Genomic DNA, 17165 nt, shown 5'->3' on the forward strand with positions numbered 1-17165 from the left:
TCAGGGCGCGGCTCGGCGCGCCGATGCCGTCGCCAGGCCGGCGCCGATCCTGGCCAGGGTGCGGGCGTCGAGACGTCCGTCACCGAGTCCCAGCTCCACCACGGTCCGGTAGACCCGCTCGTCGCGGCGGGCGGCGCGCACCGCCGCGTCCACCACCCACCGGCGCCGGGCCAGCCAGGCCGCCACCGAGCTGTGCCGCAGGTGGGTGCCGAGCCGGTGGCGCAGCGCGTCGGCGTACCGGCGGGCCGCGACGGCCGGGGCGTCGGCCGCGGCGGCGCCGGCCAGGGCACCGGAGCGCAGCGCGTAGAAGATGCCCTCGCCGGTGAACGGGTTGATCAACGAAAGCGCGTCGCCGGCCAGCACCAGCCGGCCCCGCCCGGGCGCCGGCCGGTGGGTGGAGAGCGGCAGGTGGTGCGCCCGCAGGTCGGTCACCGCCGCCGGATCGGTGCCGGGGAGTAGGGCGGCCAGCCGCTCCAGCAGGTGGGCGCGGGTCAGTGGCTCACCGCGCAGCACCTCGCCGTACCCGACGTTCGCCCGGCCGTCGCCGATCGGGAAGGACCAGGCGTACGCCGGCCAGCGCGGCGACGACGTGACGATGAGCTGTTCGGGCGGGCCGGGGCGGGCCGGCGCGTAGCCCCGGATGGCGAGCGCGAGGTGCCGGTCCGGGTTCACCGGGTGGCCGAGTACCCGGCGCAGCACCGAGCCGGCCCCGTCCGCTCCCACCACCGCCCGGGCGGCCAGGTCCCCGTCGAGCACCACCCGGTCCTCGCGCACCTCCACGGTGCGTACGGTGTGCCGGCGCAGCTCGGCCCCGGCCGCAGTCGCCGCCGCCACCAGCCGGGCGTCGAACACCTGCCGGGGCACCGTGTACGCGGGCCGGGGCAGCGCCCGGGCCACCGTGCCGCCACCGGGGCCGACCAGGCGCAGCGCGGGCAGCGGCGCGTACCCGTCGACCGCCCCGGTCACCCCCAGCTCGGCGAGGACGTCCAGCGCGTGCGCCGCGATGCCGTCCCCGCACGCCTTGTCCCGCGGAAACTCGTACCGGTCGAGCAGCAGCACGCGCTGGGCGCCGGCCCGCCGCGCCCCGAGCGCCGCCGCGGCCCCGGCCGGCCCCGCCCCGACGACGATGACGTCCCACACACCCCCATCCTGACCCGCCGTGCGCCCCACCTCAGCCCGCCGCGCCCCACGCAGTCCCGTTGATCATGAGGTTGGCGGCACCAACGGAGATCAACACCGCCGCCAACCTCATGATCACCCAGACGAGGCGAGCCCCGGCCCGTCCCGCACGCCGCACGGCCCGACTCGTCGGGTTGATCAAGAGGTTTGCGTCAGGCAACGGTCGGGATTTGACGCAAACTTCTTGATCAACGCGCCGAGGACGGGGCGGGCGGCGGGGTGGGCGCGTGACCGGCGCGGTGGAGGGAGTACAGGGTCAGGAGGGCGGCCGTCACCAGGGGGGCGCCGTCTCGGATCAGGCCGTCCACGCCCAGGAGCCACCAGCAGAGGGGGAGGTCCAGCGCGAGGGTGGTCAGGGTGATGACGACCAGGAACCTGCGGGCCCAGGGACGGTCGCGCATGAGGAAGGCGGTGCAGAGGAGCACGGCGTAGCTGACCGCGATGCCGGCGGCGAACCAGAACAGCACGGCCGGCAGCGCGCTGATCCGCCCGTCCAGGATGGAACCCGTCGCGACCAGGGCCGGGACCAGCATCAGCGGGCTGTAGGTGAACGCGGCGACCCGCGCGGTGAGCAGCCAGCCGGTGACCGGCGGGCGCTTCGGGACCACCTCCCGCCAGGAGATCACCCCGCCCTCGACGACCAGGCCCTTGCGGTGCCGGACCAGGTGCCCGCCGACCGCCTCGGAGCGGTAGAGCAGCACCACCACCGCGACGCAGAGCGCCGTGAGCACCGCGAAGCCGAGCAGGCCGGGCAGCGGTGGCACCCCCGCCCGGGGTACGACGAGCCGCCCCACCGCGAAGACCGTGGTCACCGACAGGATCAGGCCGAACGGCTTCGCCACCGCCCGGCCGCGCTTGACGTGCCCGATCAGCACCAGGAAGCCCAGCGACCGCAGCATGGCCCAGCCGGTGCGGACGGCCAGCCCGAACTCCTGCTCCGGGGCGTACCAGTAGTTGAGCAGCTCGACCACGATGGTGGCCGCCGCCGTGACGGCGAGCAGGGTGGTCAGCGCCCGGACGGCGGACGGCCGCCGGACCTCGACAGGTTCGGCGGCCGTCCTCATGGCATCCGGTGTTGCCCGGCGCGGGCTTCCGTCACACCTCTACTTCTGCGGCTCCGCGTCGAGCCGGGCGCGCAGCGCGTCCAGTTCGGCCCAGAGGACGCCGGGGAGCTTGTCACCGAACTTCTCGAACCACTCGGTGACCAGCGGCAGCTCGTTGCGCCACTCCTCCGGGTCGACCTTGAGGGCGATCCGGACGTCCTCCGGGGTCATGTCCAGGCCCTCGACGTCGAGCGCGTCCTGGGCCGGGACCATGCCGATCGGGGTCTCGACCGCCTCGGCCCGACCCTCCAGGCGCTCGATGACCCACTTGAGCACCCGGGAGTTCTCGCCGAAGCCCGGCCAGAGGAAGTTGCCCTCGGCGTCCTTGCGGAACCAGTTGACGTAGTAGATCTTCGGCAGCTTGGCCTCGTCGCCGTCGGCCCCCTTGCCCATCTCGATCCAGTGCCGGAAGTAGTCGCCGGCGTGGTAGCCGATGAACGGCAGCATGGCCATCGGGTCGCGGCGCACCACGCCGACGGCGCCGGAGGCGGCGGCCGTGGTCTCCGAGGAGAGCGTGGCGCCCATGTAAACGCCGTGCACCCAGTCGCGGGCCTCGGTGACCAGCGGGACGGTGTCCCGGCGCCGGCCGCCGAACAGGATCGCGTCGATCGGCACGCCGTTGGGGTCGTAGTAGTCGTCGGCCAGGATCGGGCACTGCGTGATCGGGGTGCAGAACCGGCTGTTCGCGTGCGAGGAGAGGCTGTCGCTCTCCGGCGTCCAGTCGTTGCCCTTCCAGTCGATCAGGTGCGCCGGCGGCTCACCCATGCCCTCCCACCAGATGTCGCCGTCGTCGGTGAGGGCCACGTTGGTGAAGACGGAGTTGCCGCGGTCCAGCGTCCGCATGGCGTTGGCGTTGGTCTTCCAGTCGGTGCCGGGCGCGACGCCGAAGAGCCCGTACTCCGGGTTGATCGCGTAGAGGCGGCCGTCCGGGCCGAACCGCATCCAGGCGATGTCGTCGCCGATGGTCTCGACCTTCCAGCCCGGGATGGTCGGCTCCAGCATGGCCAGGTTGGTCTTGCCGCAGGCGGACGGGAACGCGCCCGCGATGTGGTAGACCTTGCCCTCGGGCGAGGTGATCTTGAGGATCAGCATGTGCTCGGCGAGCCAGCCCTCGTCGCGGCCCATGACGCTGGCGATCCGCAGCGAGTAGCACTTCTTGCCGAGCAGCGAGTTGCCGCCGTAGCCGGAACCGAAGGACCAGATCTCGCGGGTCTCCGGGAAGTGCGAGATGTACTTGGTGTCGTTGCACGGCCAGGCCACGTCCTGCTGGCCCGGCTCCAGCGGAGCGCCGATCGAGTGCAGCGCGTGCACGAAGTCGGCGTCGTCGCCCATCGCCTCGAGGATCTTCTCGCCCATCCGGGTCATGATGCGCATCGAGGCGACCACGTACGGGCTGTCGGTGATCTCGACGCCGAACATCGGGCTCTCCGCCTCGACCGGCCCCATGCAGAACGGGATGACGTACATGGTGCGCCCGCGCATGCACCCGCGGTACAGCTCCGTCATCGTCCGCTTCATCTCGGCCGGCGCCATCCAGTTGTTGGTGGGGCCGGCGTCCGCCTCGTCGACGGAGCAGATGAAGGTGCGCTCCTCGACCCGCGCGACGTCCGTCGGGTCCGTCCGCGCGTAGAACGAGTTGGGCTTCTTCTCGGGGTTCAGCCGGATCAGGGTGCCCTTTTCGACGAGCTCGTCGGTGAGGCGGCGCCACTCCTCATCGGACCCGTCCACCCAGACCACCCGGTCGGGGGTGGTCAGTTCCGCGACCTCACGTACCCAGGCGAGCAGTTTGGGGTGGGACGTCGGGGCCTGATCGATACCCCGAACAGTAGCCGGAGCAACCATGTCACATCTCCTTGTGGTCGACGCTGACCGATGTATGGGATGCACGAGTACTGGCGAGCCGGTGCGTCGCCTTCGTGGAAACCTGGGATTGGGCTCAGCGTAAACCGGGCTACCTCCCCAGTCAGTGGGACTGGTTGTGAAGAACTGCACAAGGTACGGCCACGCTGCGGCATCGCGATCTCTTACCCGCTTTCGCGCGCAGTTTCACGCAAATCTTGCGGAGAACCTTCGACGGCGCGGTACGCGAGCAACCCCGCGAGGGTGCCGGATGCGCCGAAGCGGTCCGGCTTAACACGAACGACGATTCCGTGATCTGCTCCACAATTCCGCCACGCTCGGTTACGCTCCGCTCACGGACACCGCAAACGGCCGGCCGCCGCCGCCGACTCGCCGTTGCGGCCCGTCCCCGCAGCGCGCACCCGGTACTCTCGGCGGGTGGCCGCGACGATGACCGGGGAACAACCGGGGGCTCCGCAGACCCGTCGAGGTCTGATCGGTGCCCTGATCGACCGTTTCGGTCACCTGGTCCGGGAGATGAGCAAGTTCGCCACCGTCGGCGGCTTCGCCTTCCTCGTCGACTTCGCTCTCTTCAACTACCTCGCGAGCGTGCGGCACATGCCGCCGGTGGCGGCCAAGACCATCTCCACCGTCATCGCGGCCACCCTGGCGTTCCTCGGCAACCGGTTCTGGACCTGGCGGCACCGCCAGCGCTCCCACCCCGCCCGCGAGTACGCGCTGTTCTTCTTCTTCAACGGGGTGGGCCTGGGCATCGCGGTGGCCTGTCTCGCGATCAGCCGCTACGGGCTCGGCGCAGTGTGGCCCGAGGTGTTCCAGACCCCGCTGGCCGACAACATCGCCAGTTTCATCGTCGGCACCGGCCTGGGGACGCTGTTCCGGTTCTGGTCGTACCGACGGTTCGTTTTCGTCGAGGCGGGAACTCCCCCCGTTCCGGCGACGAGCCGCGACCGAGAGTCCGGGGCGTGACCCACCGCCCATCCCGTCCTGCCGGGCCCAGCCGGCCCTGCCCACTGTCTTAAGGTGTTCCGCATGCCTCTTGTCCGTCTGCTGCCCGAGCGCTGGCAGAAGTTCATCCACGAGGCGCTCAAATTCGGCATCGTCGGCGGCATCAACACCGTCATCAATTACGCGGTGTTCAATGCGCTGGCACTCACGGTTTTCCGCGACGGCCAGCTCAAGGCGACCGTCATCGCGACCATCGTCGCGACGATCACGTCGTATCTGATGAACCGGCACTGGACGTACCGGGATCGACCGAAGGCGGCGCTTCGGCGCGAATACGCCCTGTTCTTCCTTTTCAACGGCGCCGGTCTCGTCATCGAACTGGGCGTCCTGGCGCTGGCGAAGTACGGCCTCGGCGTACACAGCCTGCTCGCGTTGAACGTGGCGAAGACCGGCGGCGTCCTGCTGGCCACCCTGTTCCGCTTCTGGTCCTACCGGACGTTCGTGTTCCAGCCGGTGCCGAAGCACGCCCAGGAGACCTGGCACGCCATTCCGCGCGACGAGTGGGACAACGTGGGCGAGATGGACCCGGTGGCCGAGCTGGCCGAGTCGGTCAGCGAGCTGGAGGAGACCGAGCCGCCGCTCGGCGAGCGCCGGGCGGGCGACTACGCGCCACAACAGGTCCGCCCCGCGGCGGCGGACGCCGGCCTGGGCCGCGCACTGGGCGCCGACCTCGACGCCGAACTGGCCAAGCTGCAGCCCACCCCGCGCCGCGCCCCGCGCCGCTGACTCCGGCCCGGCGCTCCGGCGCCCGTTCACCGGGCGCCGGAGGACCCGGGGCTCAGGCGGAGGGGTCGCGCAGCGGCTTGCCCTCGGCCATGTCGGCCAGGATCTCGCGCATCTCGCCGTCGCCCAGGCTGTGCCGGTCGTGGTGGGCCTCGACCAGCTCGTAGAGCCTCGTCTGGACCTTGTCGACGTGCGGCACGTCGCTGAGCACCGACTGGCCGCGCTCACCGGCGGACTCGATGGTGAGCGTGCCGCAGCCGAGCAGCCGCTCCAGGAACTTCTGGTGCATGGCGTGGTCGTTGATCCGGGTCAGCGGCAGGTCCCGCCGGTTGCGGGAGAACACCCCCTCCTGGAGCAGCACCCGCTCGTTGGTGAAGAGGTAGTGGGTGGTGCGCCAGACCAGGAACGGCCACAGCCCCAGCCAGAACACCAGCACCAGGCCGAGCGCGGCGATCACGTAGAGCGCGATCGTGCCGCCGTCGCCCTCGGGCAGCAGGACCCAGCCGGCGACCACCGCCGCGACGGCGAGCACCAGCACCAGGATCGGCCGGATCAGGGCCTTCCAGTGCGGGTGGAGATGCAGCACGACGTGCTCGTCCTCGGTGAGCACGTCTTCGGGGAACGCCACGGGAACCTCCTCGCAGAACAGGACGGGGTGACCGTAACCGGTCGGCGCATCCTCCGGGATCGGCCGCGCGGAGGGTGCTCAGCGCAGGTGCAGCACGTCGCCCGCGGCGAGACGCAGCTCGCCCTCCGGGCCGTCGACGAGCAGCTGCCCGTCCGGGTCCACGCCGGTGGCGGTGCCGCGCACCTCCCGGCCGTCCGGAAGCAGCACGCGGACCTGCCGGCCGACCGTGGCGCAAGCCGCCAGGTAGGCGTCCCGCAGGCCGCTGGCGACCGCGTCGCCGCCCGCGTCCCGCCAGCGCTCGTACCAGTCGGCGAGCGAGCGGAGCAGGGCGCGCAGCAGCGGGTCCCGGTCGGTGGCGGCGGCACCGGCGAGCTGGAGCGAGGTGGCCGGCAGCCCGGTGGGGTTCTCCGGCAGCTCGTCGGCGCGCAGGGTCACGTTCAGGCCGATGCCGACCACGATGGCGGGTGGCTGGTCGGGCGCGGTGCCGGGCACCGCCTCGGCGAGCACCCCGGCGCACTTCGCGCCGTCCAGCAGCAGGTCGTTCGGCCACTTGAGCCGGGCGTCCAGCTCGGCCAGCAGGGCCACCGCCTCGACCAGCGCGACGCCGGCCAGGAGCGGCAGCCAGCCGTACCCCTGCGGTGGCACGGGCGACCAGCGGCGCTCCGCGACGGCCTCGCCCGGCCGGAGCAGGACGCTGGTGGCGAGGCCGGCCCGCGGCGGCGACTGCCAGACCCGACCCCGGCGGCCCCGGCCGGCGGTCTGCCGCTCGGCGACCACCACGAGGCCCTCGGGTTCGCCGGCCCGGGCGGCCTCGGCCACGTCGGCGTTGGTCGAGCCGGTCTCGGCGCGCAGCTCCAGCCGGCGCCAGGGCCCGTGCGGCGCCACCAGGGCACGCTGCAGCCGGGCCGCGGACAGTGGCGGGCGGTCCAGATCGGTGTACGGCGAGCCGGGCATTCCGCCAGCCTACGGCTCGCACGCCGGCCGGTCGCCGGGAAGCGGTGAGGCGCACTGCACAGCGGCACACACCTGAACCATCGTTATATTCCCTGGGTGACTACCGAGACCGGGATCAACATCCACACGACCGCCGGCAAGCTGGCGGACCTGGAGCGACGGCTCGACGAGGCGGTGCACGCCGGGTCGGCGCGCGCGGTCGAGAAGCAGCACGCGCGGGGCAAGAAGACCGCTCGGGAGCGGATCGAGATGCTCCTCGACGAGGGCTCCTTCGTCGAGCTGGACGAATTCGCCCGGCACCGCTCGACCAACTTCGGGCTGGAGAAGACCCGCCCGTACGGGGACGGCGTGGTGACCGGCTACGGCACGGTGGACGGCCGGCAGGTCTGCGTCTTCGCGCAGGACTTCACCGTCTTCGGCGGTTCCCTCGGCGAGGTCTTCGGCGAGAAGATCGTCAAGCTGATGGACCTGGCCATGAAGATCGGCTGCCCGGTCGTCGGCATCAACGACTCGGGCGGCGCGCGGATCCAGGAGGGCGTCGCCTCGCTCGGCCTCTACGGCGAGATCTTCTTCCGCAACGTGCGGGCCAGCGGCGTCATCCCGCAGATCTCGCTGATCATGGGCCCGTGCGCGGGTGGCGCGGTCTACTCCCCGGCGGTCACCGACTTCACCGTGATGGTCGACCAGACCTCGCACATGTTCATCACCGGTCCCGACGTCATCAAGACGGTCACCGGCGAGGACGTGGGCATGGAGGAGCTGGGCGGTGCCCGCACCCACAACGCCCGCAGCGGCAACGCGCACTACCTCGGCACCGACGAGGAGGACGCGATCGAGTACGTCAAGGCGCTGCTGTCGTACCTGCCGTCGAACAACCTCGACGAGCCGGTGGTCTTCGCCGCCGATGTGGACCTCGACATCACCGACGAGGACCGGGAGCTGGACACGCTGATCCCCGACTCGGCCAACCAGCCGTACGACATGCACCGGGTCATCGAGCACGTCCTCGACGACGGCGAGTTCCTCGAGGTCCAGCCGCTCTACGCGCAGAACATCGTGGTCGGTTTCGGCCGGGTCGAGGGGCGCCCGGTCGGCGTGGTCGCCAACCAGCCGATGCAGTTCGCCGGCACGCTGGACATCGCCGCCTCGGAGAAGGCGGCCCGGTTCGTGCGCACCTGCGACGCGTTCAACATCCCGGTGCTGACCTTCGTGGACGTCCCCGGCTTCCTCCCCGGCACCGGGCAGGAGTGGGACGGCATCATCCGCCGCGGCGCGAAGCTCATCTACGCCTACGCCGAGGCCACCGTCCCGAAGGTCACCGTCATCACCCGCAAGGCCTACGGCGGGGCGTACGACGTCATGGGCTCCAAGCACCTCGGCGCGGACCTGAACTTCGCCTGGCCGACCGCGCAGATCGCGGTGATGGGTGCGCAGGGCGCCGTGAACATCCTCTACCGCTCGGAGCTGGCCAACGCCGAGGACCCGGCCGCCGTCCGGGCCGAGAAGATCGCCGAGTACGAGGACACCCTGGCCAACCCGTACATCGCCGCCGAGCGCGGGTACGTCGACGGGGTGATCCCGCCCCACGAGACGCGCACCCAGATCGTGCGGGCGCTGCGGGTGCTGCGCACCAAGCGCGAGACCCTGCCCCCGAAGAAGCACGGCAACATCCCACTCTGACGCGGACGCGTGGCGGCCCCCACCCCCTGCGCGGTCGGGGGCCGTCGCGTCAGCAGCGCGGGTGGGCGGCCGGACACATCCGACCGGCCGCCACCACAGCCAGCCTCCGCAGGTCGGCCTCGGTGCCGTCGCGCCCGACCTGGATCACGCTGACGAGGTCGCCGACCCGGACGACCACCCGGCTGATCGGCTTGCTCACGGCACCCAACGGCTTGCCGGTGTCCAGGTTCCGAGCCTGGCCCACCGTGTGCCGCAGCAGCACCGAGTCGTCCCCGGCGAAGTCGATGTCGACCTCCTGCCAGGAGTGGACGACCTGCGCGTTGATCGTCTTTCCCTGCCACTGGGTCGGGCCGCTGGACCGCCAGTCGCGGCACGGCGCGAGCAGCTCGCCCATGCCGGCGAAGACCCGGTCGGCCACCTCCGGCGTGACCCGGTAGACGTCCTGCATGGCCAGCACCTGGTCCGGCCGCTGCTCGTCGGCCGCCGGACGCTCGCGCAGGATCGTCACCGAACGGGAGTACCGGGACGCCTCCCACTCCGCCGGCAGGCTCTGGTGCTTCCGGCAGTACAGCAGCAGGTCGTCGAGCCGGACGGCCTCGCCGAGGCCGGCCTCGGTCAACGGGACCCCCGTCTTCGTCCGCAGGTCCGTCGGCTTCAGCAGCACCTCAGTGGGCACCTCGGTGGCGGTCCAGGCGGTCGCGGTGGGCAGCGCCGAGGCCGGCGCGCCGGCCGGCGGCGCCGCGTGCGGAGCGGCCCGCCCGGCCTCCACCAGCGCGGTGCCCGAGGCGACCGCCAGCACGGCGAGCGCAGCCGCCACCACCGTGCGCCGGCTGCGCCGCCGGGCGCGGGACCGCAGCTCGGCCGGCTCCGGCCAGCGGACGGTGTGCAGTTCCCGCTGCAGCAGCTCGACGAAGGTCAGATCATCGTCACGCATCGGCGGCCTCCTCCAGATCCACCACGGCGAGCAGCCCGGCGAGCGCGGCGCGCCCCCGGGAGAGCCGCGCCTTGACCGTGCCGACCGGCGCCTCGGTCTCCCGGGCCACCTCCGCGACCGGCATGCCGCACAGGTAGTAGAGCGCGATGGCGGTGCGCTGCTCCTCGGGGAGCCGGCGCAGCGCGGCCACCACCTCGACCGTGTCGGTGGTCGGTGCGGGGATGCTCTCCTCGGCCCCGTGCCGCAGGTAGGCCCGGGCCCGGCTGCGCAGGCTGCGCCAGCGGCTCACCGCGATCCGGCTGGCCACCACGCGCACCCACGCCTCCGGGTCGTCGTACCCGCGCACCGTCGACCAGCGCTGCCAGGCCCGGATGTACGCCTCCTGCACGGCGTCCTGGGCCTCGGCGAGGTTGCCGGTGAGCACGTAGACGAAACCGAGCAGCCGTTGCCGGCTGCCCCGGTAGAAATCGTCGAACCCGTCGACGTCCGGCACCCTGCTACCTCCCCCGTGGCGGTCGCAGGAGAGACGCCTGGCGCCCGGGCCGCGGTTGCCCGGTCAGCCGACCATTTTCTCCAGCTCGGCGAGGGGGAAGCCGCCGGCCGGGATGCGCTCCCGGACCGCCCGGCGCACGGCGGACTGCACCGCCGCGTTGGCCGGGGTGGGCACCCCGTGCAGCCGGCCGAGCAGCACGATCTCGCCGTTGAGGTGGTCGGCCTCGGCGGAGCCGGCGCCCCGGGCCAGGCTCTGCCAGGTGGAGCCGCCGGCCCGCTCCGCGCCGTCGACCGGCCGGTGCCGCACGCGGTCGCCCCGCTCGGCGGCCTCCTCCTCGCGAGTGGTGTGCGCGATCCCGGCGGCGGCCAGCGCGGCCTCCCCCTCGGCGCGTACCCGGGCGGCCAGCGCCTCGGGCGTCTCCGGGCCGAGCAGCGCCTGGAGGCCGTTGCCGAGGTTGCCGAGGAGCTTGCCGTACTTCCACCGCATCACGTCGTCGCGGACCGGGGCGACGAACCCGGCGGCGGTCAGGTCGGCGGCGACCGCGCGGCTGGTGTCGTCCGCGCCGGACGGATAGCGGCCGAGGTGCAGCATCCCCGGATGCGGGTGCCCGTTGGCCACCACGACGCCGGGTTCCAGGTGCGTGGCGGGCAGCCAGACGCAGACCGGGTGCACCCGGGCGAACAGTCGCAGCGCGGCCGGCTCTTTGGCGACGCCGTTCTGGGCCAGCACGATCGGCAGCCGCTCGCCCGCCGTGCCGCCGCCCTCGACCGGGGTGTCCACCCAGGTCGCCAGGGCCGCCTCGGTGTCCTGGGACTTGACCGTGAGGACCAGCACGGTGTCCGCCGGCAGCGGGCGGCCGTCCGGCCCGGCCACCGCGGGAAGCCGGCTGGTCACCGTGCCGTCCGGCGTCCGCAGGGTCAGGCCCCGCTCCCGGAGCGCGTCCAGGTGCGCGCCGCGGGCCACCAGCGTCACGTCGCGGCCGGCCTCCCCCAGCCGAACGCCGATGGTGCCGCCGACCGCGCCGGCCCCGATGATCACGTATCGCACCCGTCCGATTCTGCCCCGCCCCGACCCGTCCCGCCGGGTGATCCACTCCACAGCGGCGCGGGCCGTGTCCGTGGCCCGCTGGCAGTCGGGCGAGGTGCCGCTCAGATCGTGAGGCCGGCGTCGGTGAGGATCGGGCCGGCGAGCAGCAGCGCGCCGGCGCCCAGGGCGGCCAGGCTGACCAGCAGGAACACCGTCACCCAGAACAGCGGCGGGAAAGGGGTGAGCCGGGCGAGCTGGTCCGCGTCGGACTCGGGCATCCGCCCCCGGCTGCGCAGCCGTTGCAGCTCGAACACCGGGCGGACGCCGCCGAACAGCAGGAACCAGACCGACGTCCAGGCGAACGCGGCCTGCACCTGCGGCGAGGCGTACCAGGAGACGGCCAGCACCACGCCGCCGGTGACCAGCAGCGACAGCACGCCGAAGACGTTGCGGATCATGACCAGCATGGCCAGCAGCAGCACCACCGCGACCCAGAGCAGCAGGGTGATCCGGTTGCCCGCGAGCAGCCACGCCCCGGCCAGACCGATCAGGGACGGGGCCACGTACCCGGCCAGCAGGGTGAGGATCATTCCCGGGCCGCTGGGGCGGCCGGCGGAGAGGGTGAGGCCGGAGGTGTCCGAGTGCAGCCGGATGCCGCGCAGCCGCCGGCCGGTCAGCAGCGCCATGAGCGCGTGGCCGCCCTCGTGCGCGATGGTCACCGCGTTGCGGGCGATCCGCCAGGGCAGCCGGGTGGCGACCACGGCCACCGCGACGACGGCGGTGAGCAGCACCAGCAGCGGCGGCGGGTCCGGCTGGGCGCCGAGCAGCTTGTCCCAGAGGGTGGTGAGGCCGTCGATCAGGGGCATGGGCGGGGAGCCTACCGGCCTGAGCTGTGTCGTTCGACCGGCGCAGCCTCGCAAGCTGTGAGACTGATCGGGTGGCGATCGGATCGGGAGGTGAACGCCGGTGAATGCCGCTCCGCTGGAGCCCTTCGCGCAGCACGTCGGCCTCTGGACCGAGGCCGACTACCTCGCCTTGGGCGAGACGCCGGACCGGATCGAACTGCTCGACGGGAGCCTGATCGTGAGCCCTGCACCGAGCCGACGGCACCAGCTGGTGGCGTGACGACTGGCGAACAGCATCGAGGCAGCAGCGGAGCCGGAAGGGCTCTCGGTCTACGACGCGATCAATGTCCGGCTCGGGGTCGACCGGGTCGTCATCCCGGACCTCGTCGTCACGGACGCCGACGACGACGGAACGTTCCTCGCCGCGGACCAGGTGTTTCTCGTCGGAGAGATCGTGTCGCTCGGCAACGCCGCCGCCGACCGCCTGCTCAAGATGCAGCTGTACGCGATCGCCCGGATCCCGGCCGCCCTTCGCTGAACCGCCCCTTCGAGGCCATCAGGACGACGACGGCCGTCTATGAAAAATTCTTTAAGCCCTCTTGCGATCTAGGGCACTTACCTCCAAAGATTGGCGTCAATCATTGGACGTCCCTGGGAGGCATCGATGGCTCGTACCAGACTCTCCGTGCGCCGGTTGCTCGCCGCCGGCCTGACCGTCGCCGCCACCGCGGCGGCGGCCCTCTTCGCGACCGCCGGACCGGCCGCCGCGGCCACCACTCCCGGCATCGACGTCTCCCGCTACCAGGGCAGCATCAACTGGACCAGCGTGCGGAACGCCGGCATCCAGTTCGCCTTCATCAAGGCCACCGAGGGCACCAGCTACAAGGACCCGAACTTCAACGCGAACTACGTCAACGCCTACAACGCCGGCGTGATCCGCGGGGCCTACCACTTCGCCCGGCCGAACATCAGCGCCGGCTCGACCCAGGCGAACTACCTGGCCAGCAACGGTGGCGCCTGGTCCGCCGACAGCCGTACGCTGCCCGCCGCGCTCGACCTGGAAGCCAACCCCTACGCGGGCGGCTACTGCTACGGCCTGACCACCACCGGCATGCGCAACTGGGTCCAGGACTTCCTGAACACCTACCGGTCCCGCACCGGCCGGTACGCCGTCATCTACACCACCACCAGCTGGTGGAACCAGTGCACCGGAAGCTGGACCGCCCCGTGGGCCAACCACCCGCTGTGGGTCGCCCGGTGGTCCAGCACGGTGGGCGCCCTGCCGGCCGGCGCCCCGTTCTGGAGCTTCTGGCAGTACACCAGCACCGGCAGCGTCTCCGGGATCAGCGGCAACGTCGACCGCAACTACTGGAACGGTGACCGGACCCGGCTGATCGCCCTGGCCAACAACACCTGATCAGCCCCACGGTCGCCAGTCGGCGGCAGCGGGATCGGCTACGACCGAGGTCGATAGCTGGTCCGGCTGCCGCCACTGTCGTCCTGGCCGAGGTCACGCCCTGCGTCGCGAGCCGACCGGCACGGGGACCGCGCCCCGCCCGGCCAGGGTGGTCCGGCGGGCCAGCCGCCACGCCGTCACCCCCGCGACCGTGAGGGCGACGACACCGAGCACCGCGACCGGCGCGGAGAGGCCGGCGCTGACCAGCAGCAGGATCACGTCCCCGAGCGCGACCAGCATCCACAGTGCCAGGCGGGGGCCGGTGTCCCTGTGTCGGTAACCCATGTCGTTCCTCCTTCCGTCGTCGCGGGTCTCAATACCCCCGAGGACGGAAGGCCATGCGAGTCAGTTTCGCAACGGCGGGATTCGCCGGATCAGTTCACCCGGTCGGGCTTGAAGCCCTTGGTGATGATCTCCCAGTTGGCCAGGTTGGCGTCCCAGGCGTTCGCCGGGACCTCCCAGCGCAGGGCGTAGCCCCGGTTGCTGGCCGTGGCCACGCCCCGGTTGCGCACGTGGAAGCGGGTGCCGCCGTTGCGCGTCTCCAGCCAGTCCCAGTCGGCGCAGGTGCGGTAGTAGCCGTCGCAGCGGGTGATCCCGACCAGCTTGTAGTTGTCGACGTAGTTCCGGCGGCTCGACTCCTGCGCCTGCCAGTCGGCGTACGCGTCCTTCTTGGGGGTGGAGGTCCACTGGATGAACAGCACCCGCCGCGCCCCGCCGGTCTCGTACAGCACGACGTTGTCGGACCGGACCCGGGCCTGCCAGCCGTCGGGGATCGGCACCTGGAAGCCGTTCGGGCCCTTGTAGTAGCGCCAGCCTGCGGGCAGGGTACCGGCGGCGGCCGAGGGCGTCGCCGATGCCGACGGGGTCGGGCTGGGAGCGGCACTGGTCGGCGCGGCCGAGGTCGGTGCGTCGCTCGTCGCCGGGCCGGGCGGGGCCGGAGCGGCCGAGGTGGCGGCGGCCTGCCCGCCCTCCTTGCGGTCGTCACCGCGGTTCAGCAGCGGCACGGCCACCGCGAGGCCGACCAGCAGCACCAGCACCAGCGCGCCGATCAGCAGGTTGCGCCTGTTGCGCTCCGGCTTCGTACCCGGGATCACCGCGGCCCGGCCCGTCGACGGCGCCGGGCTGACCGGCTCGGCCAGCACCGAGGTCGGGTTCTTCGGCGGAGCCGGCGGCTCCACGACGGGCTCGCCGTCCAGCCGGGTCTCGTCGAGCGCCGGATCGGGACCGTCCACCCGGGTCTCGTCGACGGCGGGCGCGGCGTCGAGCTTCGTGGTCGGCTCGGCGACCGGCGGGGCCACCTTGGCGGTGGGCGCGGCGTCCGAGCCGGCCGGCGCCATCGCGGCGGCATCGGCGACCGCCGCGGCACCGGCCGCCGCAGCCGTACCCGTGTCGAACTTGCGCGGGGCCGGGCTCACCGGCCGCTCGGCCTGGCCGTCGGCCGGACGCGGGGCCGGCACCAGCGGCGGGCGCGGCCCGCGGGGACCGTTCGGCCCCGGCCGGCGTACGCCGTCCAGCAGCGAGATGCCCTTGGCCCGCCGCCCCGCGGCCTTGCGCAGCATGCGCTCCGCGACCTCGGCGGTGATCCGCTCCTCGGGGTCCTTGCGCAGCAGGCCCTGGAGCACCGGCTTCAGCGGGCCCGCGTTCTTGGGCGGCGGCAGCGGCTCGGTGGCCAGCGCGGCCAGGGTGGCGATCGCCGACGGCCGCGCGTAGGGCGACTTGCCCTCCACGGCTGCGTAGAGGGTGGCGCCCAGCGACCAGAGGTCGGCCTCCGGCCCCGCCGTGCCGTCCTTCGCGCGCTCCGGCGCGATGTACGCGGGCGAGCCGAGCACCATGCCGGTGCGGGTGACGTTGGGGTCGCCCGGGATGGTGGCCAGGCCGAAGTCGGTGAGCACCACGCGCCCGTCGTTGCCGAGCAGCACGTTGCCGGGCTTCACGTCGCGGTGCATGATGCCGGCCTTGTGCGCGGCCTTCAGCGCGCCCAGCACGCCCAGACCGATCTCGACGGCCTTGGCCGGCGAGACCGGACCGTCCTCGGCGATGGTGTCCTGCAAGGACTTCGACGGCACGTATTCCATGACGATCCACGGATCGCCGTCGGTGCGCAGCACGTCGAAGATGCGGACCACGTTGACGTTGTTGAGCCGGGCGATGGCCCGGGCCTCCCGCAACGAGCGTTCCCGCATCTCGCGGCGCTCCTCCGGGGTGAGGCTGGGCGGCGGGACGAGCTCCTTGATCGCCACGTCGCGGTGCAGCACCTCGTCGCGCGCCTTCCACACCCGACCCATGCCGCCCTGGCCGAGCGGCGAGATGAGCCGGTACCGGTCGGCGACGAGTTGGGGGAGCGCGTTAGACATCCCGGAAACCGTACCCGGCAGCCCCGACGCCTACACCGGCGGCACGCCACTGTCCGGTGAAGGTCAAGTTCTGGACGCGTACCCTGTCGGCATGTCTGCCGAAGAGCCGCTGTGCCGGATCGTCCGCGGCGTGCCCACCGCCGAGGAACTGGCCGCCCTGGTCGGCGCCATCGTGGTGCGGACCCGGCCGGCCGCGGCCCCCGCGCCGGCCGCCGTGTCGCACTGGGCGCGCAGCGCCCGTCCGGCGGGCGCGGCGCCCGTCACCGGCCCCGGCGCGTGGCGCGCCTCCGGCCTCCCCCGCTGACCCTTCCCGGGGTACGCAGCCGCGCATCAGGACTGCCGGGATCCGCGCGGAGCCATTAACCTCACTCAGGGAAACCGTGCGGTGACGGGCAGGGAGGGTCGATGATCCCGGAGGACAACCAGCCGGCCGGCTGGCTGCGTGACTACGGCGGCATCGAGGCCGACATCCGACGGATGCGGGAGTTCGCCGACCGGCTCCAGGACGAGGTCAGCCGCAACTACGCCCCCCACCTGTCGTACATCGCCGACGACATGCGGGCGCCCATCCCCAACCCGGCCGACGCGTTCGTCGAGCTGGTCCAGTTCCTCCAGGCCCACCACGAGACCCAGAAGGCCACGGTCACCATGGTCTGGGACCTGGCCCCCGCCACCGGCCGGCTGGCCGGCGCGGCCGGCCACATCGCGGCCGCCTACGGCGACTCCGACGCCTTCTCCTCGGCCCGGATCGGCGACGTCGAACAGGCCCTCGCCGCGCCGCCGGTGGCGACCGCCCGCCCGGCGCCGCCGCTGGCCGACCCCACCGCCACCGAGCCGGGGCGGGTGGTCCTGCCGTGATCGAACGGGGCAGCGGGCGCACCTCCGGGCTCACCGACTGGCACCTCATGGACGTGCTCAGCATGTG

At 72.6% G+C, this 17165-nt stretch carries 19 protein-coding genes; 8 read left to right on the plus strand and 11 right to left on the minus strand.

Annotated elements, in window-relative coordinates; translation table 11 throughout:
• From GA0070214_RS06765 to GA0070214_RS06775, 3 genes are all read right to left on the minus strand, one after another.
• Complete coding sequence (locus tag GA0070214_RS06765) at nt 1-1170, minus strand: geranylgeranyl reductase family protein (protein WP_377462690.1); 1170 nt, start codon at nt 1168-1170, stop codon at nt 1-3.
• Between the two features lie 197 nt (nt 1171-1367).
• Nucleotides 1368-2243, minus strand: a complete 876-nt coding sequence (locus GA0070214_RS06770) for a hypothetical protein (RefSeq protein ID WP_091260353.1) — start codon at nt 2241-2243, stop codon at nt 1368-1370.
• 39 nt (nt 2244-2282) lie between these two features.
• Complete coding sequence (locus tag GA0070214_RS06775; protein WP_091260355.1) at nt 2283-4124, minus strand: phosphoenolpyruvate carboxykinase (GTP); 1842 nt, start codon at nt 4122-4124, stop codon at nt 2283-2285.
• Nucleotides 4125-4571: 447 nt separating this feature from the next.
• On the opposite strand from GA0070214_RS06775, the gene GA0070214_RS06780 reads away from it, so the two are divergent.
• Nucleotides 4572-5108, plus strand: coding sequence for a GtrA family protein (locus tag GA0070214_RS06780; protein ID WP_091261418.1), 537 nt, complete (start codon nt 4572-4574; stop codon nt 5106-5108).
• Between the two features lie 63 nt (nt 5109-5171).
• Entirely contained in the window at nt 5172-5873 is a 702-nt protein-coding gene (locus GA0070214_RS06785) for a GtrA family protein (protein ID WP_091260358.1), read from the plus strand.
• Nucleotides 5874-5925: 52 nt separating this feature from the next.
• Here GA0070214_RS06785 and GA0070214_RS06790 read toward each other — a convergent pair whose 3' ends face one another.
• Nucleotides 5926-6498 (minus strand): PH domain-containing protein, encoded by a 573-nt coding sequence (locus tag GA0070214_RS06790; protein ID WP_091260360.1) that lies wholly within the window; start codon nt 6496-6498, stop codon nt 5926-5928.
• A 78-nt stretch (nt 6499-6576) separates the two neighbouring features.
• A complete protein-coding gene (locus GA0070214_RS06795) occupies nt 6577-7452 on the minus strand; it encodes a biotin--[acetyl-CoA-carboxylase] ligase (protein WP_091260362.1) in 876 nt (291 codons plus the stop codon).
• 96 nt (nt 7453-7548) lie between these two features.
• Here GA0070214_RS06795 and GA0070214_RS06800 point away from each other — a divergent pair, with 96 nt between their 5' ends.
• On the plus strand, nt 7549-9132 hold the full coding sequence (locus GA0070214_RS06800) for an acyl-CoA carboxylase subunit beta (protein WP_091260364.1): 1584 nt from the start codon (nt 7549-7551) through the stop codon (nt 9130-9132).
• Nucleotides 9133-9181: 49 nt separating this feature from the next.
• Here the strand turns inward: GA0070214_RS06800 and GA0070214_RS06805 are convergent, their stop codons facing one another.
• The 4 genes from GA0070214_RS06805 to GA0070214_RS06820 all read right to left on the minus strand — a co-directional run bounded on the left by GA0070214_RS06805 (nt 9182) and on the right by GA0070214_RS06820 (nt 12451).
• Nucleotides 9182-10066 carry a hypothetical protein gene (locus GA0070214_RS06805; RefSeq protein ID WP_091260369.1) on the minus strand — a complete coding sequence of 295 codons (885 nt, stop codon included), beginning with the start codon at nt 10064-10066 and terminating at the stop codon, nt 9182-9184.
• Entirely contained in the window at nt 10059-10559 is a 501-nt protein-coding gene (locus tag GA0070214_RS06810) for a SigE family RNA polymerase sigma factor (protein WP_091260371.1), read from the minus strand. The genes GA0070214_RS06805 and GA0070214_RS06810 overlap by 8 nt, the downstream gene beginning before the upstream one ends.
• A gap of 63 nt (nt 10560-10622) precedes the next feature.
• Entirely contained in the window at nt 10623-11606 is a 984-nt protein-coding gene (locus GA0070214_RS06815) for a ketopantoate reductase family protein (RefSeq protein WP_091261420.1), read from the minus strand.
• A gap of 101 nt (nt 11607-11707) precedes the next feature.
• Nucleotides 11708-12451, minus strand: coding sequence for a M50 family metallopeptidase (locus GA0070214_RS06820; protein WP_091260374.1), 744 nt, complete (start codon nt 12449-12451; stop codon nt 11708-11710).
• 100 nt (nt 12452-12551) lie between these two features.
• On the opposite strand from GA0070214_RS06820, the gene GA0070214_RS32275 reads away from it, so the two are divergent.
• From GA0070214_RS32275 to GA0070214_RS06830, 3 genes are all read left to right on the plus strand, one after another.
• On the plus strand, nt 12552-12710 hold the full coding sequence (locus GA0070214_RS32275; RefSeq protein WP_244167582.1) for a hypothetical protein: 159 nt from the start codon (nt 12552-12554) through the stop codon (nt 12708-12710).
• A 3-nt stretch (nt 12711-12713) separates the two neighbouring features.
• Nucleotides 12714-12968, plus strand: a complete 255-nt coding sequence (locus GA0070214_RS32280) for a Uma2 family endonuclease (protein WP_377462974.1) — start codon at nt 12714-12716, stop codon at nt 12966-12968.
• Between the two features lie 126 nt (nt 12969-13094).
• Nucleotides 13095-13847, plus strand: a complete 753-nt coding sequence (locus GA0070214_RS06830) for a GH25 family lysozyme (protein ID WP_091260376.1) — start codon at nt 13095-13097, stop codon at nt 13845-13847.
• A gap of 93 nt (nt 13848-13940) precedes the next feature.
• Here the strand turns inward: GA0070214_RS06830 and GA0070214_RS06835 are convergent, their stop codons facing one another.
• Nucleotides 13941-14171: a hypothetical protein gene (locus GA0070214_RS06835; RefSeq protein WP_091260378.1), complete on the minus strand. Its 231-nt coding sequence runs from the start codon at nt 14169-14171 to the stop codon at nt 13941-13943.
• An 89-nt stretch (nt 14172-14260) separates the two neighbouring features.
• A complete protein-coding gene (locus tag GA0070214_RS06840; RefSeq protein ID WP_091260380.1) occupies nt 14261-16240 on the minus strand; it encodes a serine/threonine-protein kinase in 1980 nt (659 codons plus the stop codon).
• 91 nt (nt 16241-16331) lie between these two features.
• Here GA0070214_RS06840 and GA0070214_RS06845 point away from each other — a divergent pair, with 91 nt between their 5' ends.
• Both GA0070214_RS06845 and GA0070214_RS06850 read left to right on the plus strand, forming a co-directional pair.
• Nucleotides 16332-16544, plus strand: a complete 213-nt coding sequence (locus GA0070214_RS06845; RefSeq protein ID WP_091260383.1) for an acyl-CoA carboxylase subunit epsilon — start codon at nt 16332-16334, stop codon at nt 16542-16544.
• Nucleotides 16545-16645: 101 nt separating this feature from the next.
• Nucleotides 16646-17098 (plus strand): hypothetical protein, encoded by a 453-nt coding sequence (locus GA0070214_RS06850; protein ID WP_091260385.1) that lies wholly within the window; start codon nt 16646-16648, stop codon nt 17096-17098.
• Nucleotides 17099-17165 lie beyond the last annotated feature (67 nt).

It is taken from the genome of Micromonospora chaiyaphumensis, assembly GCF_900091435.1.
Classification (GTDB): domain Bacteria; phylum Actinomycetota; class Actinomycetes; order Mycobacteriales; family Micromonosporaceae; genus Micromonospora; species Micromonospora chaiyaphumensis.